24 protein-coding genes and 1 pseudogene are annotated in these 24,605 nt (G+C 74.0%); 18 read left to right on the forward strand and 7 right to left on the reverse strand.

Going from position 1 to position 24,605, the window contains the following annotated elements:
* Positions 1 to 42 precede the first annotated feature (42 nt).
* The 6 genes and pseudogenes from AMK29_RS22765 to AMK29_RS37385 all read left to right on the forward strand — a co-directional run bounded on the left by AMK29_RS22765 (position 43) and on the right by AMK29_RS37385 (position 5,695).
* Complete coding sequence (locus AMK29_RS22765; RefSeq protein WP_073815978.1) at positions 43 to 1,686, forward strand: SDR family oxidoreductase; 1,644 nt, start codon at positions 43 to 45, stop codon at positions 1,684 to 1,686.
* Between the two features lie 102 nt (positions 1,687 to 1,788).
* The gene (locus AMK29_RS22770; protein ID WP_073815980.1) at positions 1,789 to 3,162 is read left to right on the forward strand and encodes a cryptochrome/photolyase family protein; all 1,374 of its coding nucleotides are present in this window, start codon (positions 1,789 to 1,791) and stop codon (positions 3,160 to 3,162) included.
* A gap of 124 nt (positions 3,163 to 3,286) precedes the next feature.
* Positions 3,287 to 3,898 carry a sigma-70 family RNA polymerase sigma factor gene (locus tag AMK29_RS22775; RefSeq protein ID WP_382618709.1) on the forward strand — a complete coding sequence of 204 codons (612 nt, stop codon included), beginning with the start codon at positions 3,287 to 3,289 and terminating at the stop codon, positions 3,896 to 3,898.
* 74 nt (positions 3,899 to 3,972) lie between these two features.
* Positions 3,973 to 4,017, forward strand: a pseudogene (locus AMK29_RS37380) (hypothetical protein); the annotation flags it as partial.
* A gap of 156 nt (positions 4,018 to 4,173) precedes the next feature.
* Positions 4,174 to 4,836, forward strand: a complete 663-nt coding sequence (locus tag AMK29_RS22780) for an alpha/beta hydrolase (protein WP_073815982.1) — start codon at positions 4,174 to 4,176, stop codon at positions 4,834 to 4,836.
* Between the two features lie 67 nt (positions 4,837 to 4,903).
* Positions 4,904 to 5,695 (forward strand): class E sortase, encoded by a 792-nt coding sequence (locus AMK29_RS37385; protein WP_241845656.1) that lies wholly within the window; start codon positions 4,904 to 4,906, stop codon positions 5,693 to 5,695.
* Positions 5,696 to 5,723: 28 nt separating this feature from the next.
* Here the strand turns inward: AMK29_RS37385 and AMK29_RS22790 are convergent, their stop codons facing one another.
* Together AMK29_RS22790 and AMK29_RS22795 are read right to left on the reverse strand one after the other, a co-directional pair.
* Positions 5,724 to 6,911, reverse strand: a complete 1,188-nt coding sequence (locus AMK29_RS22790; protein WP_073815983.1) for a MerR family transcriptional regulator — start codon at positions 6,909 to 6,911, stop codon at positions 5,724 to 5,726.
* A gap of 95 nt (positions 6,912 to 7,006) precedes the next feature.
* Positions 7,007 to 7,711 carry an adenosylcobinamide amidohydrolase gene (locus tag AMK29_RS22795; protein ID WP_382618705.1) on the reverse strand — a complete coding sequence of 235 codons (705 nt, stop codon included), beginning with the start codon at positions 7,709 to 7,711 and terminating at the stop codon, positions 7,007 to 7,009.
* 213 nt (positions 7,712 to 7,924) lie between these two features.
* Between AMK29_RS22795 and AMK29_RS22800 the strand changes: the two genes are divergently transcribed.
* The 3 genes from AMK29_RS22800 to AMK29_RS22810 all read left to right on the forward strand — a co-directional run bounded on the left by AMK29_RS22800 (position 7,925) and on the right by AMK29_RS22810 (position 11,582).
* Positions 7,925 to 8,575, forward strand: coding sequence for a fasciclin domain-containing protein (locus tag AMK29_RS22800; RefSeq protein WP_073815985.1), 651 nt, complete (start codon positions 7,925 to 7,927; stop codon positions 8,573 to 8,575).
* Positions 8,576 to 8,756: 181 nt separating this feature from the next.
* Complete coding sequence (locus AMK29_RS22805; protein WP_073815987.1) at positions 8,757 to 9,200, forward strand: STAS domain-containing protein; 444 nt, start codon at positions 8,757 to 8,759, stop codon at positions 9,198 to 9,200.
* 309 nt (positions 9,201 to 9,509) lie between these two features.
* Positions 9,510 to 11,582 (forward strand): hypothetical protein, encoded by a 2,073-nt coding sequence (locus tag AMK29_RS22810; protein ID WP_073815989.1) that lies wholly within the window; start codon positions 9,510 to 9,512, stop codon positions 11,580 to 11,582.
* A gap of 6 nt (positions 11,583 to 11,588) precedes the next feature.
* Here the strand turns inward: AMK29_RS22810 and AMK29_RS22815 are convergent, their stop codons facing one another.
* Positions 11,589 to 12,443, reverse strand: coding sequence for a caspase family protein (locus AMK29_RS22815; protein ID WP_073815991.1), 855 nt, complete (start codon positions 12,441 to 12,443; stop codon positions 11,589 to 11,591).
* A gap of 375 nt (positions 12,444 to 12,818) precedes the next feature.
* On the opposite strand from AMK29_RS22815, the gene AMK29_RS22820 reads away from it, so the two are divergent.
* The 7 genes from AMK29_RS22820 to AMK29_RS22850 all read left to right on the forward strand — a co-directional run bounded on the left by AMK29_RS22820 (position 12,819) and on the right by AMK29_RS22850 (position 18,831).
* Entirely contained in the window at positions 12,819 to 13,664 is an 846-nt protein-coding gene (locus AMK29_RS22820) for a HipA family kinase (protein WP_073815993.1), read from the forward strand.
* Positions 13,661 to 14,044, forward strand: a complete 384-nt coding sequence (locus AMK29_RS22825; protein WP_073815995.1) for a DUF3037 domain-containing protein — start codon at positions 13,661 to 13,663, stop codon at positions 14,042 to 14,044. Before AMK29_RS22820 ends, AMK29_RS22825 begins: the two co-directional genes overlap by 4 nt.
* 181 nt (positions 14,045 to 14,225) lie before the next feature.
* On the forward strand, positions 14,226 to 14,987 hold the full coding sequence (gene fabG, locus AMK29_RS22830; RefSeq protein WP_073815997.1) for a 3-oxoacyl-ACP reductase FabG: 762 nt from the start codon (positions 14,226 to 14,228) through the stop codon (positions 14,985 to 14,987).
* 30 nt (positions 14,988 to 15,017) lie between these two features.
* A complete protein-coding gene (locus AMK29_RS22835; RefSeq protein WP_073816002.1) occupies positions 15,018 to 15,785 on the forward strand; it encodes an SDR family oxidoreductase in 768 nt (255 codons plus the stop codon).
* Between the two features lie 148 nt (positions 15,786 to 15,933).
* Positions 15,934 to 17,511: an ABC transporter substrate-binding protein gene (locus tag AMK29_RS22840; protein ID WP_073816004.1), complete on the forward strand. Its 1,578-nt coding sequence runs from the start codon at positions 15,934 to 15,936 to the stop codon at positions 17,509 to 17,511.
* Between the two features lie 85 nt (positions 17,512 to 17,596).
* Complete coding sequence (ung, locus tag AMK29_RS22845) at positions 17,597 to 18,280, forward strand: uracil-DNA glycosylase (RefSeq protein WP_073816006.1); 684 nt, start codon at positions 17,597 to 17,599, stop codon at positions 18,278 to 18,280.
* Between the two features lie 68 nt (positions 18,281 to 18,348).
* The gene (locus AMK29_RS22850) at positions 18,349 to 18,831 is read left to right on the forward strand and encodes a hypothetical protein (RefSeq protein WP_073816008.1); all 483 of its coding nucleotides are present in this window, start codon (positions 18,349 to 18,351) and stop codon (positions 18,829 to 18,831) included.
* Positions 18,832 to 18,877: 46 nt separating this feature from the next.
* On the opposite strand, the gene AMK29_RS22855 is transcribed toward AMK29_RS22850, so the two are convergent.
* The 3 genes from AMK29_RS22855 to AMK29_RS22865 form a co-directional block, all read right to left on the reverse strand.
* Positions 18,878 to 19,375, reverse strand: a complete 498-nt coding sequence (locus AMK29_RS22855) for a hypothetical protein (RefSeq protein WP_241845659.1) — start codon at positions 19,373 to 19,375, stop codon at positions 18,878 to 18,880.
* Between the two features lie 95 nt (positions 19,376 to 19,470).
* Positions 19,471 to 20,007, reverse strand: a complete 537-nt coding sequence (locus AMK29_RS22860; RefSeq protein WP_382618700.1) for a DinB family protein — start codon at positions 20,005 to 20,007, stop codon at positions 19,471 to 19,473.
* 35 nt (positions 20,008 to 20,042) lie between these two features.
* A complete protein-coding gene (locus AMK29_RS22865; RefSeq protein WP_079197072.1) occupies positions 20,043 to 20,780 on the reverse strand; it encodes a TetR/AcrR family transcriptional regulator in 738 nt (245 codons plus the stop codon).
* A 92-nt stretch (positions 20,781 to 20,872) separates the two neighbouring features.
* Here AMK29_RS22865 and AMK29_RS22870 point away from each other — a divergent pair, with 92 nt between their 5' ends.
* Positions 20,873 to 22,063, forward strand: a complete 1,191-nt coding sequence (locus tag AMK29_RS22870; RefSeq protein ID WP_073816012.1) for an FAD-dependent monooxygenase — start codon at positions 20,873 to 20,875, stop codon at positions 22,061 to 22,063.
* 53 nt (positions 22,064 to 22,116) lie between these two features.
* Positions 22,117 to 23,022: a Gfo/Idh/MocA family protein gene (locus AMK29_RS22875; RefSeq protein WP_073816014.1), complete on the forward strand. Its 906-nt coding sequence runs from the start codon at positions 22,117 to 22,119 to the stop codon at positions 23,020 to 23,022.
* Here the strand turns inward: AMK29_RS22875 and lnt are convergent.
* Positions 22,967 to 24,547: an apolipoprotein N-acyltransferase gene (gene lnt, locus AMK29_RS22880; RefSeq protein ID WP_079197073.1), complete on the reverse strand. Its 1,581-nt coding sequence runs from the start codon at positions 24,545 to 24,547 to the stop codon at positions 22,967 to 22,969. The two genes, AMK29_RS22875 and lnt, sit on opposite strands and share 56 nt — an antisense overlap.
* Positions 24,548 to 24,605 lie beyond the last annotated feature (58 nt).

A 24,605-nucleotide genomic window follows, 5' to 3' on the forward strand; every position in this document is an offset into this window, starting at 1 on the left:
CCCCTGGCGTCGTGACGCCCCCGACGGAACGGAGTACACACCATGGCGACGCACCCGCGGGACGCGTCCGATCGCGCGCTCTGCCTCGTGACCGGCGCCGGCGGCTACATCGGAGGCCGGCTCGTCCCCGAACTGCTCGACGCCGGATACCGCGTCCGCTGCCTCGCACGCACCCCCGCCAACCTCCGCGACCATCCCTGGGCGGACCGGGTCGAGGTGGTACGGGGAGACGTCACCGACGCCGCCGGACTGCGGGACGCCTTCCGCGACGTGGAGGTCGCCTACTACCTGGTGCACTCCATGGGCGCCGGGCACGGCTTCGAGGAGACCGACCGGCGCGCCGCCCGCACCTTCGCCGACGAGGCCCGCGCCGCCGGGGTCCGGCGCATCGTCTACCTGGGCGGACTCACCCCGGCGGACATCCCCGAGCGGGAACTCTCCACGCACCTGCGGTCCCGGGCCGAGGTCGGCCGCATCCTGCTCGACTCCGGCGTCCCCACGACCGTGCTGCGGGCCGCCGTCGTCATCGGCTCCGGCTCCGCCTCCTTCGAGATGCTCCGCTACCTCACCGAACGGCTCCCCGTGATGGTGACGCCCAGCTGGGTCGGCACCCGCGTCCAGCCCATCGCCGTCCGCGACGTCCTGCGCTACCTCGTCGGCAGCGCCCGCATGCCGGAGGACGTCAACCGCGCCTTCGACATCGGCGGCCCGGACATCCTCACGTACCACGACATGATGATCCGCTACGCGGAGGTCGCCGGACTGCGCCGACGGCTCATCCTGCCCGTCCCCATGCTCACCCCGCGCCTGTCCAGCCACTGGATCGGCCTCGTCACCCCCGTCCCCGCCTCCCTGGCCCGCCCGCTCGCCGAGTCGCTCCGGTACGAGGTGGTCTGCGCCGAGCACGACATCGCCGACCACGTGCCCGACCCGCCCGGCACCCCCATCTCCTTCGACGAGGCCCTCACCCTCGCCCTCCAACGGGTCCAGGAGGCCCGGGTCACCACCCGGTGGAGCTCCGCCTCGCTCGCCGGAGCCCCCAGCGACCCCCTGCCGACGGACCCCGACTGGGCGGGCGGAAGCCTCTACACCGACGAACGCGAACGGACCGTCGACGCCGGGCAACAGGCCCTCTGGCGGGTCATCGAGGGGATCGGCGGCGAGAACGGCTGGTACTCCTTCCCGCTGGCCTGGGCCGTACGCGGCTGGTTCGACCGGCTCGCCGGCGGCGTCGGGCTGCGCCGGGGCCGCCGCGACGCCCAGCGGCTCCGGGTCGGTGACGCGCTCGACTTCTGGCGGGTCGAGGAGATCGAGCCCGGCAGGCTGCTGCGGCTCCGCGCCGAGATGCGGCTGCCCGGGCTCGCCTGGCTGGAGATGCGCGCCGAACGGGACGACGAGGGACGCACCCGGTACCACCAGCGGGCCCTGTTCCATCCGCGCGGGCTCGCGGGCCAGGCGTACTGGTGGAGCGTTTCGCCGTTCCACGCGGTCGTGTTCGGCGGCATGGCCCGGAACATCGCGCGGACGGCGGAGAAGAGGGAGGCGGCTTCGGCCGGGCCGGCCGGGGGACTCTCCGCCGAGGGGACGGCGGGGCCGGCCCGGGGAGAAGCGGGTCCGTCCGAGGGGGCGGCGGGTCCCTCCGGCGGAGGGCCGTCCACGGGTGCGGCCGGGCCGCCGCATCCGTGAGTCGGCGCCACGGGAAAGGGGGGCGGCACATCCACACAGCAGCCCGTCGCACGTCCGGCCTCACGGCCCGTCCGGCGACCGACCCCCTCCGGGAGGGGCCCCATGACCGTCTCCGTCGTCCTCTTCACCGCCGACCTCCGCGTCCACGACCATCCACCGCTCCGCGCGGCGGTCGACGCGGCTGCCGAGGTCGTACCGCTGTTCGTCCGTGACCCCGCCGTGGACCGGGCCGGCTTCGCGGCACCCAACCGGCTCGCCTTCCTCGCCGACTGCCTCGCCGACCTCGACGCCCGGCTCGGGGAACGCGGCGGCCGGCTCGTCGTGCGCACCGGCGACACCGTGACCGAGGTGTGCGGAGTGGTGCGGCAGGCCGACGCCGACGAGGTCCACATGGCCGCCGGCCACTCCGCCTTCGCCCGCGCCCGGGAGGCGCGGCTGCGACGGGCCCTGGAGTCCGACGGGCGCCGGCTCTACGTGCACGACGCCGTGACCACGGTCGTGCCGCCCGGCGACATCACCCCCCAGGGCTCCGACCACTTCGCGGTCTTCACCCCGTACCTCAGGCGCTGGGTCGCCGAGCCGCTCCGCACCCCCCTCACCGCCCCCCGGAAGGTGCCGGTGCCGGCGGGACTGCGCTCCGAGCCGCTGCCGGACCGCGCCTCCCTGGCGGACGTCTCCGAGGGGCTCGCCACGGGCGGGGAGACCGAGGGACGCCGGAGGCTCGTGGCCTGGCTGTCCCGGCACGCCGACACCTACGAGGAGATCCACGACGACCTCGCGGGCGACGCGACCTCCCGCCTCTCCCCGTACCTCCACTTCGGCGCGGTCTCGGCGACCGAGGCCGTGCACCGGGCGCGGGCCCGGGGCGGCGCGGGCGCCGAGGCCTTCGTCCGGCAACTGTGCTGGCGGGACTTCCACCAGCAGGTGCTCGCCGCGCGGCCGAGGAGCGCCGTCGAGGACTACCGGCCCCGGCACGACAACTGGCGGCGCGGCGAGGAGGCCGAGGCGGACCTGAAGGCCTGGCGGGAGGGCCGGACCGGCTACCCCGTCGTGGACGCGGCCCTGCGGCAGCTCGCCCACGAGGGCTGGATGCACAACCGGGGCCGGCTGCTCGCCGCCTCCTTCCTCGCCAAGACGCTCTACCTCGACTGGCGCGAGGGGGCCCGGCACTTCCTCGCCCTCCTCGTGGACGGCGACATCGCGAACAACCAGATGAACTGGCAGTGGGTGGCGGGGACGGGGACGGACACCCGGCCGCACCGGGTCCTCAACCCCGTCCTCCAGGGCAAGCGGTACGACCCCTCCGGCGCCTACGTCCGGCGCTGGGTGCCGGAGCTGGCGAACCTGGCGGGGCCCCTGATCCACGAGCCCTGGCGGCTGAAGGGCCTGGACCGGGCCGCGTACGACTACCCGGAACCGATCGTCGACCTCGCCGAGGGACTGAGCCGGTTCCGGCAGGCCAGGGGCAGGGACTGAGGACACCCCGGAGCGGGCTGCCGCACCAATACGACGCACAAACGATGCGAGTTGAGTCACTCCCCCCGATGGCCGGACGCTGAGGGAGCCGGGAGCACGGAGCCCCGGGAGGAGGAGGACCGCCATGACCGCGACCATGACCATGACCGCGCCCACGACCGCGGCCGTCAGCACCGCCGCCGTCCCCGTCCTGCCCGACGCGCTCTCCGACGAGGAGATCGGCCGGGGGCTCGTCCGGGGCGACGAGCGCTGTCTCGCCGTCGCCCACCGACGCTGGGCCCGGCTCGTCCACACCCTCGCGGCCCGCGCGCTCGGCGACCCCCGCGAGGCCGAGGACGTCACCCAGCAGGTCTTCCTCGCCGCCTGGCGGGGCAGGGCCGGATACCACCCGGAGCGCGGCCCCGTGCCCGCCTGGCTCGTCGGCATCACCCGGCGGAAGATCGCGGACGCGCTCACCGCACGGACCCGCCGACTGGACCTCGTCGCCGCCGCGGGCGCGGCCCTCACGCCCTTCCCCGAGACCCGCGAGGGGCCCGAGCACGTCCTCGACCGGCTCGTGGTCACCCGCGAACTGGCGCGCCTGCCCCGGGTCCAGCGCGACGTGCTGACCCTCGCGTTCTTCGGCGACCTGACACAGGTGCAGATCGCCGACCGCACCGGAATGCCCCTGGGCACGGTCAAGAGCCACGCCCGCCGGGGACTTCAGCGGATGCGCCGCAGCCTGGACGCGGCCTGACCACGGGGCCGTGCAGCCGGGCCGGACAACACCCCCACCACGACGGCGACTTTCCCGTCTGGTGGGGTCTGTGTCTGACGAGGTGCGGAACCTGGCAGACTGCGGCCCTCACGGTCGTCTCCCCCCTCGTCATGAGCGCCCCGCTCATCCGGGGAAGCGGCAAACGACTCCTGGAGGCCCCATATGGCGAAGCGGCCCGGATACGCGGCCCACACGGCCCGCGCGAGCGGGTTCCCCCTCCCCGCGCCCCGGCGCGGGAACGGGACGGCCGCGCGATGACATGCCGTACCCGGCGCCGTGCCGACCCGAGCACCCCCGGCACGTCGACCCTGCTCGTCCGCAGCGGGCCGCCCGCGCCCACCGCGGCCGTGCTGCTGCTCCACGGCGGCCGCGCCGACGGGCCCGAGCCGCCGCCCGCCCTCAACCTCCCGGCGCTGCGGATGCGGCCCTTCGCCTCGGCCGTGACCCGCGCGGTCCGGGGCCGGGACGTCCTGATCGGCGAGGTGCGCTACCGCCACCGCGGCTGGAACGGCCCGCGCGCCGACGCCGCCAAGGACGCGGAGACCGCGCTCGCGGCCCTCCGCGAGCGGGCGGGTGCCGTGCCCGTCGTCCTCATCGGCCACTCCATGGGGGGCCGAGCGGCCCTCCGCGCCGCGGGCGACCCGGCGGTCCGGGGTGTCGTCGCCCTGGCGCCGTGGTGCCCCGCGGACGAGCCGGTGGACCACCTCGGCGGCCGACGCCTCTACCTCCTCCACGACGAGACCGACCGCGTCACCTCGGCCCGCGAGTCCTGGGACTTCGTCCGCCGTGCGCGCGCGGCGGGCGCCGACGCCGTCGGCATCCCGATGCCGACCGGGGGCCACGCCATGCTCCGGTGCGCGGACCTCTGGCACCGGCGCGCGGCGGAACTCACGGCGGCACTGCTCTCGCACGGCTGAGGCGGCGGGGCGGCCGACCGCCCACGCCGTAGGTGCCGGGGACGGGGGAGTAGGCCATCCTGGGGACATGGGTGCCAAGCGTGGTGAGGCCGTCCCGAAGGCCCGGTCCGGAGGCCGGAGCCCGCGCAGGGGTCTGGTCGCCCTCGTGGCCGCGGTGGTCGCGGCCGTCGCCGCGCTGGTCGGCTGCGCGGGCGGCGACGGTACGTCCACGGGAGCGCACGGCCCTGCGCCGGCGGTCCCCCCGGTCACGTCGTCGGCCCCCACGGCCGACGCCCTTCCCCCCAAACTCACGGCGGCGCCTCTTCCCGCCGCCCCCGCGCCCACGTCGACCGCTCCCTCCCCGCGGGGGCCGGTCGACGCCGAGCTGTCCATACCGTCGATCGGCGTCGAGGACCTGGACGTCGTCCCGTACGAGGGCACCACGGACGACCGCGCGGGCACCCGCATCCAGGACCGTGGCGTGGCGGCGAGTCCCTACGGCGAGCGCGGTGGCGTGGGGCCGGGCGAGGTCGGCAACTACCTGGTGACCGCCCACCGGCTCTCGGCCGGCGGGCCCCTGCGTGAGCTGCCCTCGGTCGAGGTGGGGGACCAGGTGCGCGTCACGGCCGAGGGCACCGTCTACACCTACGAGATCGTCGAGACCCGGACCACGTCCTTCCGCTCGGCCCGCTCGCTCGCCGAACAGCGGGCCGCCGTGCCGGGCGAACCCGGCGAGAAGCCCACCCGGGCCATGATCACGCTCTCCACCTGCGCGACGCCGGAGGACGACGCGGCGGGCAACTTCTGGCGGGACGCCCAGGGCAACCCCGAGCACCGCATCGACAAGATCGGCGTCCTGACCTCGACCCGCCCGGCGTGAGAACGTACGCCGACGCGCGACGGCCCTCTCAGCCGGCCTGCGGTGCCGGTGCCTCCGCGTAGAGCCGCGAGAGGCCGTCGAGCGCCTCCCGCAGACCGCCGGGACGCAGCATGCCCGGCGGTACGGCGCGGCCCGCCCACCCCGGTCCCGCGAGCATCACCAGAGGGTGCGTCCGTGCCCCCTTGACGCCGAAGGAACTCGCCGCGACGTGCTGGGCCAGGGCGTGGTTCGCGGTCGAGCGGGCCTGGGACCACAGCACCACCGCGGCCGGGCCCGTGCGCCGGACGGCGGCGTCGAGCGCCTCGGCGGGGACGGCCGCGCCGAACATGCGGCTGGGCACACCGCGTTCGGCGAGGCCCGCGGCCAGCGCCTCCAACGGCAGGGTGTGCTGCTCGGCGGGAACGCACGCGAGGAGGACCGGGGCCATGGCGACGGGGCCGGTGGCCGCGACCACCTGCCGGAGCGCGGTCGACACGTGCCAGGACAGCAGGTGCTCCACCTCCACGTAACGGTCTCCGGAGGACTCCCACTTGCGTCCCACCGCGTGCAGGGTCGGGGCCATCACCTCCTCCCACGCGGTGACGAGGCCGTGGTCCGCCACGACGTCCCGGAGCAGGGAGTCGAGGGTGGGCCCGTCGAGCCGCACGGCGGCGCGGGCCAGGCCGCGGCACTCCAGGCGCACATCACCGAGGGGAAGACCGTTGCCCGATCCCGGCTGTCGCGCCGAGGTGCGGGGAGCAGGTGCGCCCGTCCCGCCGGGCCCCACCGCGCTCGGTCCCGGTCCGCCGTGCCCCGGGCCGTTCTGTCCAGGGTCGATCGGTCCCGGGTCGCTCGGTCCGGGACCGCCCCGCGCCGGTCCGCCGGGGCCCGGCCCGCCCGGCCCCTGCCCGTTCCGCCCGGGGGCGTCCGGCCCGGGCAGGTCGGGGTACGGGGCCGGGATCCTGGCCCGCGTCTCGGCGCCGTCGCCCGCGCCGGGGCGCGCGCGTGCGGTCCGGGCCGCTCGCGCGGCCTCGGCGGGAGGGACTCCGGAGGCCGTCAGCCGGCACATCTCCTCCAGCATGGCGACGTCGCCCGGGGCCCAGCGCCGGTGACGTCCGCCGACCCGGGCCTCGGGACCGATGCCGTACCGCTGGTCCCATGAGCGCAGGGTGGTCGGCGACACCCCGAGGCGCCGGGCGACCGCGCCGGTGGTGAGGGCGTGCTCCGTGTCGGACATGCCTCCAGCGTACGACGCACAAACGATGCGAGTCGGGTGGAGGGGGTTCCCCGGTCCTCAGTCCGGGAGGGATTACCCGTTCCCGGTCGCCGCTGTCAGGCGACCGGCGTGCCGGAACGTTCGGCGGCGAGCAGGCCCTCGCACGCCTCCCTCGTCGCCCGGTGCACCGCGCGGGCGAGCCGCGCGCCCCAGAGGGAGCGCGGACCGGCGAACGGCTCGGCCTCGGTCCCGGCCGGGGCGGGGGCGGCCACGCAGACGGCGTCCGTCGGCGTGCCGGAGGCGTCGGCCCCGAGTTCGACGAGGGCCTGGGTCTTCGCCTCGGTGGCGGTGGCGACCGCGTTCACGAGCGCGGCGTCCGTGAGGGCCACGGGCAGCGACACGACGATGTTGATCGTCCCCGGGCGCTGAGCGGCGACGCCGCCGCTTCCCGGCACCGCGGCCCAGCCCCGTACCCCGATCCCGGCGGTGACCACGGCCTGGACGCCGCCGTCCTCGGCATGACGCCGGTCCGTGACGGAGGCCGCCGTCATCAGCCCCACGCCGGCGCCGGTGAGTCCCGCGTCCGAAGCCAGGTCGCGAAGGTGTGCCACGGGGTCACGCCGGTCGTAGCCGGGCGGGACCTGGGCGTTGAGCACCCACTCCCGCGCGCCGATGCCTCCACCGAGCACGGCACTCGACACCATGCGGACGCCCGGCCCGGGAGCCCACACCAGGAGCGGCCACTCCCGGCCCCCCTCGACATGCGAGCGCAGAGCGGCGTGCGCGAGAGAAGTGCTGGTGAGGAGGGTTCGCGAAGGCACGCCACACCCTAACGCGAGGGCTCTTCTCACTCGAACGGGTGAAAGACCCATCCGGATGGCCGCGGGCTCCGAAACACCCACGACAACAGGGCCGCGGTGGGGAGTTCCCCGCGGTGGCCCGAACGCGTCACCGCACTCCCGGCCGGGGTGGTCGTGCCGTTCCTCCCACCGTGCGTTCTCGCTCGCGCACTCGATACAAGGGGTCATCTCCTCATGAACGCTCTTCGCCTCCGCCGCGCCGCCGTCGCCGTGGCAGCAGCGGTCGCACTGCCCTTCTCCCTGGCCGCCTGCTCGGACTCCGGCTCGGACACCGCGTCCGAGGCGGGTTCCGAGGTCTCGTCCTCGTCGCCGCGGGAGAACGCGCCCTCGACCGGCACGGACATGGCCGCCGACAGCCCCTTCGGCCCGGCCTGTGCCTCGGTGCCGAAGGACGGCGCCGGCTCCTTCGACGGCATGGCGAAGGACCCGGTCGCCACGGCCGCCTCCAACAACCCGGCGCTGTCCACGCTGGTGGCCGCGGTCAAGCAGGCCGGCCTGGTGGACACCCTCAACACCGCGCAGAACATCACGGTGTTCGCGCCCACGAACGACGCCTTCGCGAAGATCCCCAAGGCCGACCTGGACAAGGTGCTGGCCGACAAGGAGCAGCTCACCAAGATCCTCACCTACCACGTGGTGGGCCAGAAGCTGACGCCCGAACAGCTGGAGGACGGCTCCTTCGAGACGCTCCAGAAGGGCACGCTGACCACGAAGGGTGCGGACGAGGCGTACACCGTCAACGACTCCTCGAAGGTCGTCTGCGGCAACGTCCCCACGGCCAACGCCACCGTGTACATCGTCGACACCGTCCTGATGCCCAAGTAGGGGCGAGCCGGGGGAACCGGATCCGGTAAAGGGGAGGCGGGGCCCGTCACGTGACACCACGTGACGGGCCCCGCCGCGTGCGTGGCTCGTACGGGTGACGCGTTTCCCCCGCACGTGCGCATCGGCGGTCCAGCGGGGTGAGGTCGCGTGCCGTCCGTGGCCCCGGCCCCGTTCCCCTGGTGTGAGTACCGCAAGCAACCTTCCGATACTGACCGCCCCTTCCACCCCCTCCGCCCCGTCGGGCGCCGGACCGCTGGACCAGGGTGCGGACTCCGCACCCTGCGCCATAAGCGTCCGTTCCTGCACCACTCCCGACGCGGAGACCCTGCGGGTCGAACTCCACGGTGAGGTCGACCACCACAGCGCGGGGCCGTTGAGGGTGATGCTGGCCGTCGCGCCCGCCCACGGCTACCACCGGCTCGTCCTCGACACCTCGCGTGTCACCTTCGCGGACTCCGCCCTTCTGCGGATCCTCACGGACTGGACGGACCGGGGCCGGAAACTGCGGCTGACCGGCGTCACCCCGGCGATGGAACGGCTGCGCGCAGCCGCCTGGGGCGCCTCCCCACCCACCTCGCGCCGACGCGCCCGTCCCGGAAAGGAGTACGCGGGGGAGGGAGTGTGACCTTCTCGCTCCTCGTCCTCGTCCCGCTGTTCCTCGCGGTGGCCCTGCTGCCCCGTCAGCGACCCGAACGCCCCCGGCACCGCCGGATCGGCACCTGGGAGCGGGGGTGATCCGGGGACGAGCCGCAGGATGACGCCCGCCCTCCCGTGAACGCCGGGGCCGTGCCGGTCAGGACCGCAGTGGACCTGCCCGGTGCGGCCCCGGCGGCCTTCCGGGCGGGGCCGGCTCCGTCGACGCGTCCCGCTTCCGGGGGAGTCGTACGGTCACACTTACGAGGTGACGCCGCCGTTCCGGGATCGTTGGCCGGTCATGCTGTCCCGTCATGTCACCACCGGCACCGCGATACCGGCCGACCGCCCCGCCCGGGAGGACGCCGAGGCGGCGCTCGTCGAGAACTATCCGCGGCTCGTCCGCCTCGCCTATCTGATCCTGCCGCCGACGCTGGGCCGCCACCGCCGGGTCCTGACCGCCCACGCCCTCGTACAGAAGGCACTCGCGGAATCCACCGGCCGCCCCCGCCCGGCACACCCCCGGCCCGAGCCGCCCGCGCCCCCCGACCGGCCGCACCATCCCGGGACGTCCACCGACCCGCCGCACCGCGCCACGGTGTCCCTGCCCGGGCAGCGGGGCGGCGAGCGGCCCGCGTACTCCTGGCTGCGGGAGACCGTCGTACGGGCCGCGCTGCGACCGCCGCGGCGATTCGCTCCGGCGGTCCGGCTGCCGCTCGTCCTGGGCCTGCGGCTCTTCCCGCGCGCCGGGGGCTCCGACGAACTCGCCCTGGACCGCGCCCTGGCGGGCGCCGCGCCCGCGACGCGGGCCGCGCTCGCCCTCCGTACGCTCGAACGCCTTCCCGAGGAAACGGTCGTCCACCTCCTCGCCCGGGCGGGCACCGCGGAACCGGACTCCGCCCTGCGCGCCGCCGAACTCCTCGACTCCGCACCCGGCACCGACATCGCGACGCTCCTCGGCAGCGCGGAGTTCGACCCGTGCACCGTCCACACCCGCCCCACCGACCTCCTGCGCCGTCACCGGCGCGAGCGGCTCGCCGCGCTCGCGGGCGCGGTCCTCCTCGTCACGACGGCCGCCGTCACCACCGTCGAACTCCGCTCCGGGAACACACCGGACCGCACGGCGTCCGCGACTGCCCCCTCCGCCGCCGCCCTGGCCCGCGCCCTCGACCCCACCGCTCTGGTACGCGCACCCGCCGAACGCTGGGCCGACACCTCGCGCGTCGACTTCACCGCCTGGCCGGCCCGCGGGGCGCGGACGGCGGACACGGCCCTGCTGCGGCGCGCCCTGGAGGCCTGGTCCCGGGGTGCGGGCCCCGGCGTACGACTGTCGGCCACCCCGGGCACGCCCACGTCACCGCCCGCCGAACCACCCCGCCTCCTCTACGCGGGCACGGTCGACGGCGCCGCGGTGGTCCTCCTCCACGACGGCCGCAGACTCGCCCGGTACGCAGAGTCCGGCGACGGGCGCGGCCCCGTCGTCCTGGACCTCGCGCGCGTGGACGACGCCGACGTCACCACGGGCGCGGCCGTGGTGCTCATCCGGACGCCGGGCCGGGCGCGGTACCTCCTCGCGCCGTGGATCGCGGAGGCGGAGGTACGCGACCTCCGCGCGCCCGGGGCGGCGGCCCGCCCCCTGGACGTCACCCCGGAGGGCCTCACCGCGGATGTCCCGTACGAGGGGCCGGGCCGGTGCGCGAACGCGACCGCGCTCCGGCTCACCTCCTCCGCACGGATCGTCGAGGACCACGCCTTCCTCCTCGCGGACCTGGGGGAGCTGACCCCGGTCCACCTGACCTGGACACCGGGGCCGGGCACGGGCGCCCCGGCGCGGGCGCCGCGCGAGGCCACCGGCGACCGGGGACTGGCGGCCTGGGCTCCCGCCGCCTGTTCCCTCGCGGCCCTGCACGGCACCGGCGTCCGCTCGGTCAACCGCTGGGAGTACGCGGAGCAGTCACTGCCCGAACGCGCGGGCCGGGCCCTGTGGGTCTGCTCCCGCGTGGACACCTGGGAGGGGAGCGGGCGCATCTCCGTCTCCCTCACGGCACCGGCGGGACCGGCGGGTGCCGAGCCGCGCACCGTGACGGAACTCCGGGACACGGCGGCGTGCAGCCGCTTCGGTCAGCACGTCCTCGCCGGCGCGTACTGGACGGCGCCGTCGGGCACGCGGTACTTCCTCGCCGCGGGCAGCCGCCGCCTGACCGGCCTCACGGCCGGCGGCGCCGTCACCGCCACTACCCGGGGCCCCGTCCTGTCGGCCGAGGCCGGCGCCGCGGAGGGACCGGTACGCCTCACGGGCCGACTCCCCGACGGCACCTCGATCCCCGGCTGGACGACTCCGACCGGGGAGCCGGCACCGCTTCCGAGCGGCTGACACGCCCTAGGAGATGGCGAAGGGGGACTGGGCGAGGAAGGCGGGGGTGGACTTCCCCGTCTGGAACAGGTTCGGCGACTGGTAGAACGGCATGGCTTCGGTGACCTGCCGGTGGAGCGTGGAATAGGTGCCCCGGAAGGCGCCGTTCTTCCAGGTCTTGAGCATGGTCTCGGTGAACAGGCCGTGGGCACCCGCGCCGTCGCTGGAGGTCTGGTTGTCCTGGCAGCCGGAGACCAGCAGGACGTCGGCCGCGATGTCCTGGAGGTCCAGGGCGGGCACGGAGCGCTGGATCTCGTCGTAGAGCTCCTGGTCGCGCTGGTAGTTGCGGAACTGCACGTCCTGCGGGAGCGCCCGGACGCGGGCGCGGACCTCGACCCGGTCGCTGGTGTCGAAGCCGCGCTCCAGCTCGCTGTCGTCGAGGAAGAGGGAGAGGTCGCGCGCCACGGTGCCGCTGTGGCAGCTGTCGGACAGCAGCAGGATGCGTACGTCTTCGGCGAACGTACCGAAGAGCGCGTGGAGTTCGTCGTCGACGAACTGGCGGTCGTAGAGGACCCAGGTCTCGTCGCGGCGGTCCGGCTCGTCGCCGTTCTTGTCGGGGACCTGGGCGCCGTGGCCCGCGTAGGTGAGCAGGAGCATGTCGCCGGCCGTGAGCTGGTCGGCGGCTTCCTTCAGCGCTCCGGTGACCTTCTCGCTGGTGGCGTTCTTGGTGAGCAGGGTCGCGACGGGGGCGAACCGGTTGGCCTTGGCGAGTTCGGCCATGGCCAGGGCGTCGTTCTCGGGGTTCTTCAGTTCGGCCTTGGTGCCGTAGCGGGTCTCGTCGATCTCGTTGATGCCGATGTGGATGGACAGCCCTTTGGGCATGTTCGTCTCCGTGTCTCCGGGCCGGCCCCGGTGTCAGGGAGCGTTTCCCTGCCAGAGGGGTGCTCGAACTGTCACGCCGAGCGCATATCAAGCTACATACGGTAAATATGCGATTCCATTCTGGCGGCCGTTTGCCACCGGGATGGCCCAGCTGGCTGTCAACATCCGACGGACGCCGCCCGGGCGGTCGTGGCCCGGGTCGTTTCTTCGGGATCGTCTGCGAACCAGGAGCGGCCCTGGGCCCGGTGGGTCGCGCTGCGGGCCGGTGACGACCAGGTGTCCGAAGGAGACGTCCTGGCCCGGTCGCCACAGCCCGGGACCCCGTCGGCTCCCGCCGCCGGTCGGGGCCCTCCGGCGAGTGGATAGCCTGGAGCGATGCTTACAGAAGTGACAGCGACCCGCTACGTCACGCCCCTGCGTGAGGGCGGCTCGCTCCCCGGGATCGTCGAGGCCGACGACCTCGGTACGTACGTCATGAAGTTCACCGGCGCCGGCCAGGGGCGCAAGACCCTGGTCGCCGAGGTCATCTGCGGGCAGCTCGCCCGCCGGCTCGGGCTGCGTGTGCCGGAGCTCGTCGCCATCCAGCTCGACCCCGTCATCGGGCTCTCCGAACCCGACCAGGAGGTGCAGGAGCTGCTGAAGGCGAGCGGCGGGCTCAACCTGGGGATGGACTTCCTGCCCGGGTCTTTGGGCTTCGACCCGCTGGCGTACGAGGTGGACCCCGCCGAGGCCGGCAAGGTCGTCTGGTTCGACGCCGTCATCAACAACGTCGACCGCTCCTGGCGGAACCCGAACATGCTCGTCTGGCACGGCGACCTGTGGCTCATCGACCACGGCGCCACCATGATCTGGCACCACAACTGGCCGGGCGCGCAGGCCTCCGCCGCCAAGCCGTACGACGCCTCCGACCACGCGCTCGCCCCCTTCTCGCCGGACATCGCCGCCGCGGCCGCCGAGCTCGCGCCGCTCGTCACCCGCGAGCTGCTCGACGCGGTCGCCGCCGACGTACCCGACGAGTGGCTCGTCGACGAGCCCGGCTTCGACGGTACGGACGAGGTGCGCGCCGCCTACGTCGAGGCGCTGCTGTCCCGCGCCGCCACCATCCACGAGCGGATCACGCTCGGCCCCCGCAGCGAGAACCGGCCGCAGCAGCCGCCCGGCTGGCTCGCCGAGCGCCTCGCGCCCCGGCCGCACCCCACCGAGAAGGACAGCACCCCGTGAGCGACCGCGATGTCTTCGAGTACGCGCTGCTGCGCGTGGTGCCGCGGGTCGAGCGCGGCGAGTGCTTCAACGCCGGGGTGGTCGTCTACTGCCGCGCCCGGTCCTTCGTCGCCGCCCGGACGCATCTGGACGAGGCGAAGCTGTCGGCGCTCGACCCGGCGGCCGACGTGACCGGCGTGCGAGCGGCGCTGCGCGCCGTCGAGGGAGTCTGTCTGGGGGGTGACGCCGCAGGTCAGGCCGCGCGCGACGACGCGGGGCGGCGCTTCCGCTGGTTGATCGCTCCCCGTTCCACGGTCGTCCAGCCGGGACCCGTGCACACGGGCCTCACCCTCGACCCGGAGGCCGAGGTGGAGCGGCTGCTCGACCTGCTGGTGCGCTGAGCGCGGCCGTCCGTGGACGGGGAGTGGCCGGGTGCACCCGGTGGGCCGTTGACACCGGGTGCCAGGGCTTCTAGCGTCTCGTCTGCGGACGATACTAAGCGGTCGCTCATGTGCGGGACGCAGGAGCGGGTGACCGGTTCGGCCGCGACCAGGGACGATCCAAGGGCGAGGAGAACCAAGCATGTCCACCACCGAGCAGCGCGTAGCCGTCGTCACGGGTGCCGCACGGGGAATCGGCGCCGCCACCGCGCTCCGCCTCGCGGCCGAGGGCCGCGCCGTCGCCGTACTCGACCTCGACGAGGCGGCCTGCAAGGACACCGTCGAGAAGATCACCGCCGCGGGCGGCACCGCCCTCGCGGTCGGCTGCGACGTCTCCGACAGCGCCCAGGTGGAGGCCGCCGTCGCGCGGGTCGCCGCCGAGCTCGGCGCGCCGACGATCCTCGTCAACAACGCGGGTGTGCTCCGCGACAACCTGCTGTTCAAGATGTCCGAGTCGGACTGGGACCTCGTCATGAACGTGCACCTCAAGGGTGCCTTCCTGATGGCGAAGGCCTGTCAGAAGCACATGGTGGACGCGGGCTTCGGCCGGATCGTCTCGCTCTCCTCCTCCTCGGCGCTCGGCAACCGCGGCCAGGCCAACTACGCGGCCGTCAAGGCCGGTCTGCAGGGCTTCACCAAGACCCTCGCCAAGGAGCTCGGCAAGTTCGGCATCACCGCCAACGCCGTCGCCCCGGGCTTCATCGTCACCGAGATGACCGCGCAGACCGCCGAGCGCGTCGGCATGGGCTTCGAGGAGTTCCAGGCGGCCGCCGCGTCCGTGATCCCGGTGCAGCGGGTCGGCCGCCCCGAGGACGTCGCCCACGCGATCGCCTTCTTCACCGGCGACGACGCCGGCTTCATCTCCGGCCAGGTCATGTACGTGGCCGGCGGCCCGCTCAACTGACGACCGGCAAGCGAGAGGAGTACGGCACTCATGACCGCACAGGCACGGCCGGAGCTGTCCGGCAAGGTCGCCCTCGTCACCGGCGCGAGCCGGGGCATCGGGTACGGCATCGCCGAGGCGCTGGTCGCCCGCGGCGACCGGGTCGTCATCACGGGGCGCGGCGAGGAGGCCCTCAAGGAGGCCGTCGAGCGGCTCGGCGCCGACCGGGCCATCGGCGTCCCCGGCAAGGCCCATGACGAGGCCCACCAGGCCGCCGCCGTCGAGGCGGCGATGGACGGCTTCGGCCGGGTGGACTTCCTGATCAACAACGCCGGTACGAATCCGGTCTTCGGGCCGATCGCCGACCTCGACCTCGGGGTGGCCCGCAAGGTCTTCGAGACCAACGTGGTCTCCGCGCTCGGCTTCGCCCAGCGGACCTGGCACGCCTGGCAGAAGGACCACGGCGGCGCGATCGTGAACATCGCGTCGGTCGCCGGCGTGTCCGCCTCGCCCTTCATCGGCGCATACGGAATGAGCAAGGCCGCGATGGTCAACCTCACCCTGCAACTGGCGCATGAATTCGCGCCGCTCGTGCGGGTCAATTCCATCGCACCGGCCGTCGTGAAGACGAAATTCGCGCAGGCGCTGTACGAGGGCCGGGAAGCGGAGGCGGCCGCCGCCTATCCGCTCGGCCGGCTCGGCGAGCCCGAGGACATCGGTGGCGCCGCCGCCTTCCTGACCTCCTCGCAGTCGGAGTGGATCACCGGTCAGACACTCGTCGTCGACGGCGGGATTTTCCTGAACGCCGGAGTCGGGTGACCGATAATCGGACACTTTCCGGATTCGGTGTCCGGATTGCGCCCGGTTGGGTAATGAATGCCTCAAGTGCCCCGTCAGACTCGAACATTGACCTGACGGGGTGCTGCGGTATCGTCGGCCGACCCCTGGCTGAACGAGGAGCGTGCACGTGTTCAACCGGACCAGTCTGCAGGCCGCTGCAGCCCTTGTGTCCATATCCCTGGTGTCCGGATGCAGTGTCTTCTCGGACAGTGACTCCGCCGGGGATCAGAAGCTCGTCGTCGGCACGACGAGTTCTCCCACCACGCTTGATCCGGCCGCAGCCTGGGACAATTCCTGGGAGCTCTTCCGGAATGTATTCCAGACCCTGGTGAGTTTCCCGACCGGAAGCACCACCCCGGCCTCGGACGCCGCCGACTGCAAGTTCTCGGACACCGCCAGCCGGGTCTTCGAGTGCAAGCTCGTCGAGGGCCTCACGTTCTCCAACGGGCACAAGCTGGACGCCAAGGCCGTGCAGTACTCGATCGAGCGCATCCGCACGATCAACCACAAGGGCGGCCCCAACGGGATGCTCGGCTCGCTCGACAAGATCGAGACCGTCGGCGACAGGACCGTCGTCTTCCGGCTCAACAAGTCGGACGCCACCTTCCCGTTCGTCCTCGCCACGCCGGCCATGTCCATCGTGGACCCCGCCGAGTACCCGGCCGACCAGCTCCGCAAGGACGGCAAGCTCACCGGTTCGGGGCCGTACGTCCTGGACTCGTACACCGAGCGCGAGTCGGCGGAGCTCACCAAGAACCCCACGTACAAGGGCTTCGCCGACCGTAAGAACGGCGGCGTGACCATCCGCTACTTCGACCAGTCCGACCAGATGGTCGCCGCGCTGAAGAAGAAGGAGATCGACGCCACCTACCGCGGCCTCACCGCCGAGGAGGTCGTCGCCCTCCAGGAGGACAAGCCCGAGAACAAGGGCTTCCAGCTCGTCGAGTCGACCGGCGCCGACATCCGGTACCTCGTCTTCAACACGCAGGACCCCTCGGTCGCCAAGCCCGCCGTCCGCAAGGCCATCGCCCAGCTCGTCGACCGCGACGAACTGGTCAACAAGGTCTACCAGGGCACCGCCGAACCCCTGTACTCGATGGTGCCCAAGGGAATCGCGGCTCACACCACCAAGTTCTACGACCGCTACGGTTCGCCGAGCGTCGCGAAGGCCAAGAAGCTCCTGCGCGACGCGGACATCACCGAGCCCGTCGAGCTGAACTTCTGGTACACGACCGACCGCTACGGTTCCTCCACGGCCGCCGAGTTCAAGGAACTCAAGCGCCAGCTGGAGGAGTCCGGTCTCTTCAAGGTCACCGTGCAGGGCAAGCCCTGGAAGGAGTTCCAGGCGGGCTACCAGAAGGGCGAGTACCCGGTCTTCGGGCGCGGCTGGTTCCCCGACTTCCCGGACCCGGACAACTTCGTCGCCCCCTTCATCGGCGCGGAGAACGTCCTCGGCACGCCCTACGTGAGCAAGCGGATCACCGGCGAGCTGCTCCCGAAGTCCCGCCGCGAGAGCGACCGCGGGACCGTCACGGACGAGTTCGTCGAGGCCCAGGAGATCATGGTCCAGGACGTCCGGCTGCTGCCGCTGTGGCAGGGCAAGCTGTACATCGCGGCCCGTGAGGACATCGGCGGCGGCGAGGTCGCCCTCGACCCGCAGACGGTCATGCAGCTCTGGCAGCTGCACCGCCGGGCCAGCTGGTAGGAAGCCGCCTGCGGGGGCCACTGTCAGTGGCCCCCGATAGGTTCTGCGGTGGAGAGACAGACACGTCCACCGGAGGTTGTAGACCGTGACCGACACCAGCATGCTGCCCGAGTCCTGGCGGGACGTCCTCGGCGAGGAACTGCGCAAGCCCTACTTCGCGCAGCTCACCGAGTTCGTCGAGCAGGAGCGCGCCCGGGGGCCGGTCTTCCCGCCGAAGGACGAGGTCTTCGCCGCCCTCGACGCCACGCCGTACGACAAGGTGAAGGTCCTGATCCTCGGTCAGGACCCCTACCACGGCGAGGGGCAGGGGCACGGCCTGTGCTTCTCGGTCCGGCCCGGGGTGAAGACCCCTCCCTCCCTGCGGAACATCTACAAGGAGATGCAGGCCGAGCTCGGCCACCCGATCCCGGACAACGGCTATCTGATGCCGTGGGCCGAGCAGGGCGTCCTCCTGCTCAACGCCGTTCTGACGGTCCGCTCCGGCGAGGCGAACTCGCACAAGGGCAAGGGCTGGGAGAAGTTCACCGACGCGGTGATCACCGCCGTCGCCTCGCGGCCCGACCCCGCCGTCTTCGTCCTCTGGGGCAACTACGCGCAGAAGAAGCTGCCGCTCATCGACGAGGAGCGGCACGTCGTCGTGAAGGGCGCCCACCCCTCGCCCCTCTCGGCGAAGAAGTTCTTCGGATCGCGGCCCTTCACCCAGATCGACGCGGCCGTCGCGGCCCAGGGACACGAGCCGATCGACTGGCGCATCCCCGACCTCGGCTGAGCCTCGGCCCGATCCGGGCCGGGGGCGGCTAGCGTCGATCCTCCCAGTGGTGAGCGGGTGGAGGTCGCGTGACCGAGCAGCAGCAGGTGTCGGACGACGGGGTCATGACCAGGATCGGGCAGGCCATGATGCTGCTCCACGGCGGCGACCGCGAGGAGGCCCGCAATCGCTTCGGGCTGCTTTGGCAGCAGATCGGCCCCGACGGGGATCCCCTGCACCGCTGCACCCTCGCGCACTACATGGCGGACGCCCAGGACGACCCGGACACCGAGCTGGCCTGGGACCTCCGGGCCCTGAGCGCCGCCGAGGGCCTCGCGGGGGAGCGGGTGGCCGCGCACGGCTCGGCCGTGGCGCTCCGGGCGCTGTACCCCTCGCTCCACCTCAACCTGGCCGCCGACTACGTCAAGCTCCAGCAGTTCGACGCCGCCCGCGTCCATCTGGACCGGGCGCGAGCGGCGTCGGACCACCTGGACGACGACGGCTACGGGAACGGGGTGCGGGCCGCCATCGAGCGCCTGGAGCTACGACTCCGCGCGGAGCGAGGGGTGTGACCTCGGGGGCGACCCGGTCGGCGGGGCGGGGCCGCCCCCGGGCGGTTCAGCGGCCGAACGTGCCGTGGCAGATCCTGGACGGGTCGCTGCCCGAGGCCCAGCCCCCGTACCGCTCGCCCAGCGCGCAGACGTCCGCCCGGGACACCGGCGCGTCCTTCGGCAGTCCGATCGGTGTCGGCAGGTCGGGGAGCGCCGGCCGGGTCGTGGGGTGCGGGTGCTCCCGCTCGCGGGCACGCGGGTGGGGCACTGCCTCGGGCTGCCGCGTCCCTGTCCTCGGCGCGGGCGCCGCCGCCCTCCGGTGGGCCTCCGGGGTGGGGGCCGTGCGGGGCGCGGCGGACGGTGGACGAGGGGGCAGCGCCGCTTCGAGGGCCTCCAGGGCCGGCCCCTGGAGGATCTGCGGGGCCACCTCCTGGGCGGGACGTAAGGTCTCCGCGGCGGGAGCGGGAGCGGGCGCCGTCGGCGAGGCGTCCACCGACACGCAGCCCGCGAGGGCGGCGACGGCCGCTCCGGCCAGGATCTTCGCTGTGGTTCGGGTTCCATGCACCCGCGCCACTCTGCTGGCCCCCGGTGATCTTCGCGCCCCTACCGGCGGGGAATGCCCCGCACGGGTGAGCCGCCACGGGACCGGACTTGACCCGCTCAGTCGCCGGTCGCGCCGTCGATCCGCTCCCGGATGAGGTCCGCGTGGCCGTTGTGGCGGGCGTACTCCTCGATCATGTGGAGGTAGATCCAGCGGAGGTTGAAGGTCCGTCCGCTGCGGTGCTCGCCCGCGCCCAGCTCGTCGAGGCCGCGGCCCGCCGCCACCTCGCGCGCGTGGGCGATCTCGGCCTGCCAGGTGGCGTACGCCTCCTCGTAGGTGTCGTCCTCGGTGGTGTGGATGTCCCGGTCGCGGTCCTCGTCCGTCGAGTAGATCCAACGGGTCTCCTCGCCGGCGAGGACGCGGCGGAACCAGCCGCGCTCGACCTCGGCCATGTGGCGGACGAGTCCCAGCAGGTTGAGGTCGGAGGGAGCGGCGGAGAGGGTGCGCAGCTGGGCGTCGTCGAGCCCCTCGCACTTCCTCGCGAGGGTCGCGCGATGGAAGTCGAGCCACTGCTCCAGCGCCTCACGCTCGCCCGAGGTGGTGGACGGGTCGACGCGGGGGACGGTTGCGGTGCGTTCGGTGGTCATGCGCGGCATCGTCCCCCATGGCCGACGGCGCCGCCAACGCTTTCTCAGCCCCGGGCGGGTCGGTCGCCGAGCATGCCCCGCAGCAACTCGGCGATGCCGGTGCGCAGTTCCGCGCGGCCGGGAACGGTGGAATGGAAGGAACCGACGGCGCAGGAGAACATCAGTCCCTCGGCCCAGGCGATGAGGGAGAGCGCGTGCCGCTCGGGTTCCGTCGAGCCGGCCGCCGCGGCCATCGCGACCAGGGGACCGCGGAACACGGATCCCGCGGCGTCGAAGAAGACGCGGAGCTCGGGGCGGCGCGTGGCTTCGAGGGCCAGTTCGTAGCGGGAGACGAGCAGGGCGCGGTGGTCGGTGAGGTAGCGGTGCAGGGCGAGGGAGAGGGCGTCCACGAGGACGTGGGGGTCGACGCGGGCGTCACCGCCGCCGCCGGCCCCGGGCAGCTCGTCGGGGGTCAGGACCCGGGCCTCCAGCTGCACCTGGCGTCGGACGGCCGTCTCCAGGAGGGCCTGCCGGGTGCGGGCGTGGTTGGACGTCGAGCCCTGCGGCAGCCCCGCCCGTTCGTCCACCGCGCGATGCGTCAGGCCGCGCATGCCGCGCTCGACGAGGAGGTCGAGGGCGGCGTCCCCGATCCGCTCGGCACGGGAGACGGCCGGGGCGTCCGGGGCGGCAGTCGCGGCACGGCCGCCCGCCTCGGTGCCGGCGCCGGACGTGTCGTGGGTGCCCGCCTCGGTGCGGGCCTCTTCGGTGCCGTCGGACGCGGGGGAGGCGGCGGAGGTGCTCATGGAGACAACCTACTACCCGGTCGACTACATCTGTAGTACGGTCACGAAGCCGGATGCACTACACCTGTAGTCTCCCGATCCGAGGAGTCCCCATGGAACAGCGCCGCGCCATCGTCGTCGGAGCGGGCATCGGCGGACTCACCGCCGCCGTCGCCCTCCACCGCGACGGCTGGCAGGTCACCGTCCTGGAACGCGCCGCCGACCTCGCCCCCGTCGGCGCCGGCATCGGCCTCGCCCCCAACGCCCAGCGCGCCCTGGACGTCATCGGCCTCGGCGACCGCGTCCGCGACCTCGCCGCCTGGCAGGGCGACGGCGGCATGCGCACCCCCGACGGCCGCTGGCTCGCCCGCACGAACGCCACGGCGGCCGCAGCGCGCTTCGGCGGACCGCTCGTCCTCCTCCACCGCGCCACCCTCGTCGAGATCCTCGCCTCGGCCCTCCCCGACGGAACCGTCCGCACCGCGGCGGCGGCCGCGCTCGTCGACCCCGGCGACGACCACCGCCCCGCCCGCCTCGCCACGCCCCAGGGCGAGGCGGAGGCCGAACTCGTCGTCGGCGCCGACGGCATCCGCTCCGTGACGCGCCACGCCCTCTTCCCCGGGCACCAGGGCACCCGCTACTCCGGCTGCACCACCTGGCGGGTCGTCGTCCCCGCCCCCGCCCGGCCCTTCGCCCCGCACGAGACCTGGGGAGCAGGGCGCCTCTGGGGCACCCAGCCCCTCAAGGACGGCCGGATCTACGCGTACGCCATGGCCACCGCCCCCGCCGGCGGCCGCGCCCCCGACGACGAGAAGGCCGAACTCCTGCGCCTCTTCGGCGACTGGCACCACCCCGTCCCCGAGATCCTCGCCGCCGTCGACCCCGCCCAGGTCCTGCGCCACGACGTCCACCACCTGCCCGACCCGCTCCCCGCCTTCCACCGCGGCCGGGTCGCCCTCCTCGGCGACGCCGCGCACGCGATGATGCCGAGCCTCGGCCAGGGCGGGAACCAGGCGATCGAGGACGCCGTCGTCCTCGCCCATCACGCCCGCTCCGCAGCCGACTTCGTCCCCGGCCCCGCCCTCGCCGCCTACACCGCCGACCGCCTGCCGCGCACCACCGCCATCGTCCGCAAGGCCGCCCGCACCGGAGCGGTCACGATGCTCTCCGCCCGCCCCGCCGTCGCCCTGCGCTCCGCGCTCGTCGGCGCCGTCTCCCGCCTCGGGCCCGGACTCGTCCTGCGCGGCTTCGACGGCATCGCCGACTGGCACCCGCCGGTCGCCCCCGCCCCCCGCGTAAGCTGACCGGCGCGAACGACCCGCGCGAGCGGGCCGGTGGACACGACAAGGGAGACCCCGTGAAGGTTGGCTGCATCGGACTCGGCGACATCGCGCAGAAGGCGTACCTCCCGGTCCTCGCCACCCTCCCCGGCGTCGAACTCCACCTCCAGACCCGCACCGCCGCCACCCTGGACCGGGTCGCCGGCAGCCTCCACCTGCCGGCCGCCCAGCGCCACCGCGACCTGGACTCGCTGCTCGCCGCGGGACTCGACGCGGCCTTCGTCCACGCGCCGACCGCCGTCCACGCCGAGATCGTCGGCCGCCTCCTCGAAGCGGGCGTCCCCACGTACGTCGACAAGCCCCTCGCGTACGAGTACGCCGACTCCGAGCAGCTCGTGGAACTCGCCGAGAAGCGCTCGGTCTCCCTCGCCGTCGGCTTCAACCGGCGCCTCGCGCCCTCCTACGCCCAGTGCGTCGAGCACCCGCGCGAGCTGATCCTCCTGCAGAAGAACCGGGTGGGCCTGCCCGAGGACCCCCGCACGCTCGTCCTCGACGACTTCATCCACGTCGTCGACACCCTGCGGTTCCTGCTCCCCGGCGAGGTGGAGCACGTCGACGTGCGCGCCCGGATCCGCGACGGGCTCATGCACCACGTCGTGCTCCAGCTCTCCGGCGACGGCTTCACCGCCATCGGCATGATGAACCGGATGAACGGCTCCACCGAGGAGGTCCTGGAGGTCTCGGGACAGGACACCAAGCGCCAGGTCCTCAACCTGTCCGACGTCGTCGACCACAAGGGCCAGCCGACCCTGCGCCGGCGCGGCGACTGGGTGCCGGTGGCCCGCCAGCGCGGCATCGAGCAGGCCGTCCTCTCCTTCCTCGACGCCGTGCGCGACGGGCGGCTCCTCAGCGCGCGGGACGCCCTGGTCACCCACGAACTGTGCGAGCGCGTCGTGCGCGAGGCCCTGACGCAGGCCTCCTGAAGGCCCCGGCGCCCTCGGCCGCGCACACCGCCCCCACCACGGCGAGCGCCCCGTACAACGGCCAGTCGCCCCAGCGGACACAGCCCGTCGTCGCCACCGAGAGCGGCAGTTCGCGGACGGCGACGGCACTCGCGTCCGTCCCGAGCGCGGGCCCGATCCGGCGCCCGTCGGGACCGTACGCGGCACTGACGCCGGTGAGCGTCGCGTGGACCACCGGCCGGCCCGTCTCCGCCGCCCGCAACGCGGCCAGCGAGGCGTGCTGGGCCGGCGCCCAGCTCTCCTGGAACGTGCTGGTCGACGACTGCACGACCAGGAGCCCGGCCCCGTCCCTGACGAGCCGCCGGCTCATGTCGGGGAAGGCGGACTCGAAGCAGACCAGCGGCCCGACCCGGGGGCCCTGGCCCCCGCCGGGGCCGGACGGCGTCATCACGACCGGCTCCGTCCCCCGCCGCCGGTCCTCCTGGGCCGCCTTGCCGAACGAGGTCACCCAGCCCAGGACCGCGCGTGCGGGGACGTACTCGCCGAACGGTACGAGCCGCATCTTGTCGTAGCGCTCTCCCGTGAGCCCCGTGGGGCCGACCAGGACGGCGCTCTTGAAGATGCCCGGGCGGTCGGCGCGGCGGGCGTCCACGTTCACCAGGAGCGGCGCGTCGACCGCGCGCGCCAGGGCGGTGAGCCGGGCGGCGAGTTCGGGTCGGCCCGCCGGATCGACGCCCACCCCGCTCTCACCCCAGACGACCAGGTCGAGGCGCTGCCCCGCGAGCGAGCGGGTCAGCTCCTCGGCGCGGGCCAGCCGCCGCTCGGGCCCGTCCGGACCGCCGAACACCCCGGGCTGTACGAGCGCCACCCGCACCGTCCCGCTCTCGCCCGGCGTCCCGACACCCCAGGCGGCGGTGCCCGCGACCAGCGCACAGGCCGCGAGCCCCGCGATCCCGACGGCGCGCGGCCCCGGCACCGCCACGAGCAGGACCACGGCGGTGTTCGCCGCCACCACGAGCAGGCTCACCAGCCAGACCCCGCCGACGGAGGCGAGCCGCAGCGCCGCCGGCACCTCCCACTGGCTCGCCCCGAGCAGCCCCCAGGGCCCGCCGAGGCCCTCCCAGGAGCGGACCAGTTCGATCAGCAGCCACCCGGACGGCACCGCGAGCAGGGCCGCGACGGCCCTCGACGGTGACGGCACACCGCCGAGCAGGGACCGTACGAGCCAGCCCCACGGCAGCCACAGCAGACCGAGCACCGCGGCGAGCGGCAGGAGGAAGACGTGCAGGCTGGGCAGGAGCCAGTGGTGGACGGCGAGCACGAAGCCGAAACCTCCGAACCAGCCGTCGAGTCCGGCCCTGCGCGCCCCCGGAGCCGTACGGATCAGCAGCAGCCACGGGACGAGTGCCAGGTACGCCCACCACCACAGGCCGGGGGCGGGGAAGGCGAGCGCGGGCAGCGCGCCACAGCCGACGGCGACCAGGGAACGAACGCCCCCGCGTCGCCGGACCGGCCCCCGGATCGAGCCGGACACCGCACTCCGCATGGCAGGCCTCCCGCCCTCGCCTTCAGTGTCGGCCGTGACGGAGCCGGGCGCGGCCCGA

It is taken from the genome of Streptomyces sp. CB02261 (assembly GCF_001905665.1).
GTDB lineage: Bacteria > Actinomycetota > Actinomycetes > Streptomycetales > Streptomycetaceae > Streptomyces.

Bases quoted from the DNA above. Each gene is read 5' to 3' on its own strand.
- AMK29_RS22765 (WP_073815978.1), top strand. From the start codon at position 43: ATGGCGACGCACCCGCGGGACGCGTCCGATCGCGCGCTCTGCCTCGTG.
- AMK29_RS22770 (WP_073815980.1), top strand. From the start codon at position 1,789: ATGACCGTCTCCGTCGTCCTCTTCACCGCCGACCTCCGCGTCCACGAC.
- AMK29_RS22775 (WP_382618709.1), top strand. From the start codon at position 3,287: ATGACCGCGACCATGACCATGACCGCGCCCACGACCGCGGCCGTCAGC.
- AMK29_RS22780 (WP_073815982.1), top strand. From the start codon at position 4,174: ATGACATGCCGTACCCGGCGCCGTGCCGACCCGAGCACCCCCGGCACG.
- AMK29_RS37385 (WP_241845656.1), top strand. From the start codon at position 4,904: ATGGGTGCCAAGCGTGGTGAGGCCGTCCCGAAGGCCCGGTCCGGAGGC.
- AMK29_RS22790 (WP_073815983.1), bottom strand. From the start codon at position 6,911: ATGTCCGACACGGAGCACGCCCTCACCACCGGCGCGGTCGCCCGGCGC.
- AMK29_RS22800 (WP_073815985.1), top strand. From the start codon at position 7,925: ATGAACGCTCTTCGCCTCCGCCGCGCCGCCGTCGCCGTGGCAGCAGCG.
- AMK29_RS22810 (WP_073815989.1), top strand. From the start codon at position 9,510: ATGCTGTCCCGTCATGTCACCACCGGCACCGCGATACCGGCCGACCGC.
- AMK29_RS22815 (WP_073815991.1), bottom strand. From the start codon at position 12,443: ATGCCCAAAGGGCTGTCCATCCACATCGGCATCAACGAGATCGACGAG.
- AMK29_RS22820 (WP_073815993.1), top strand. From the start codon at position 12,819: ATGCTTACAGAAGTGACAGCGACCCGCTACGTCACGCCCCTGCGTGAG.
- fabG (WP_073815997.1), top strand. From the start codon at position 14,226: ATGTCCACCACCGAGCAGCGCGTAGCCGTCGTCACGGGTGCCGCACGG.
- AMK29_RS22835 (WP_073816002.1), top strand. From the start codon at position 15,018: ATGACCGCACAGGCACGGCCGGAGCTGTCCGGCAAGGTCGCCCTCGTC.
- AMK29_RS22860 (WP_382618700.1), bottom strand. From the start codon at position 20,007: ATGCCGCGCATGACCACCGAACGCACCGCAACCGTCCCCCGCGTCGAC.
- AMK29_RS22865 (WP_079197072.1), bottom strand. From the start codon at position 20,780: ATGAGCACCTCCGCCGCCTCCCCCGCGTCCGACGGCACCGAAGAGGCC.
- AMK29_RS22870 (WP_073816012.1), top strand. From the start codon at position 20,873: ATGGAACAGCGCCGCGCCATCGTCGTCGGAGCGGGCATCGGCGGACTC.
- lnt (WP_079197073.1), bottom strand. From the start codon at position 24,547: ATGCGGAGTGCGGTGTCCGGCTCGATCCGGGGGCCGGTCCGGCGACGC.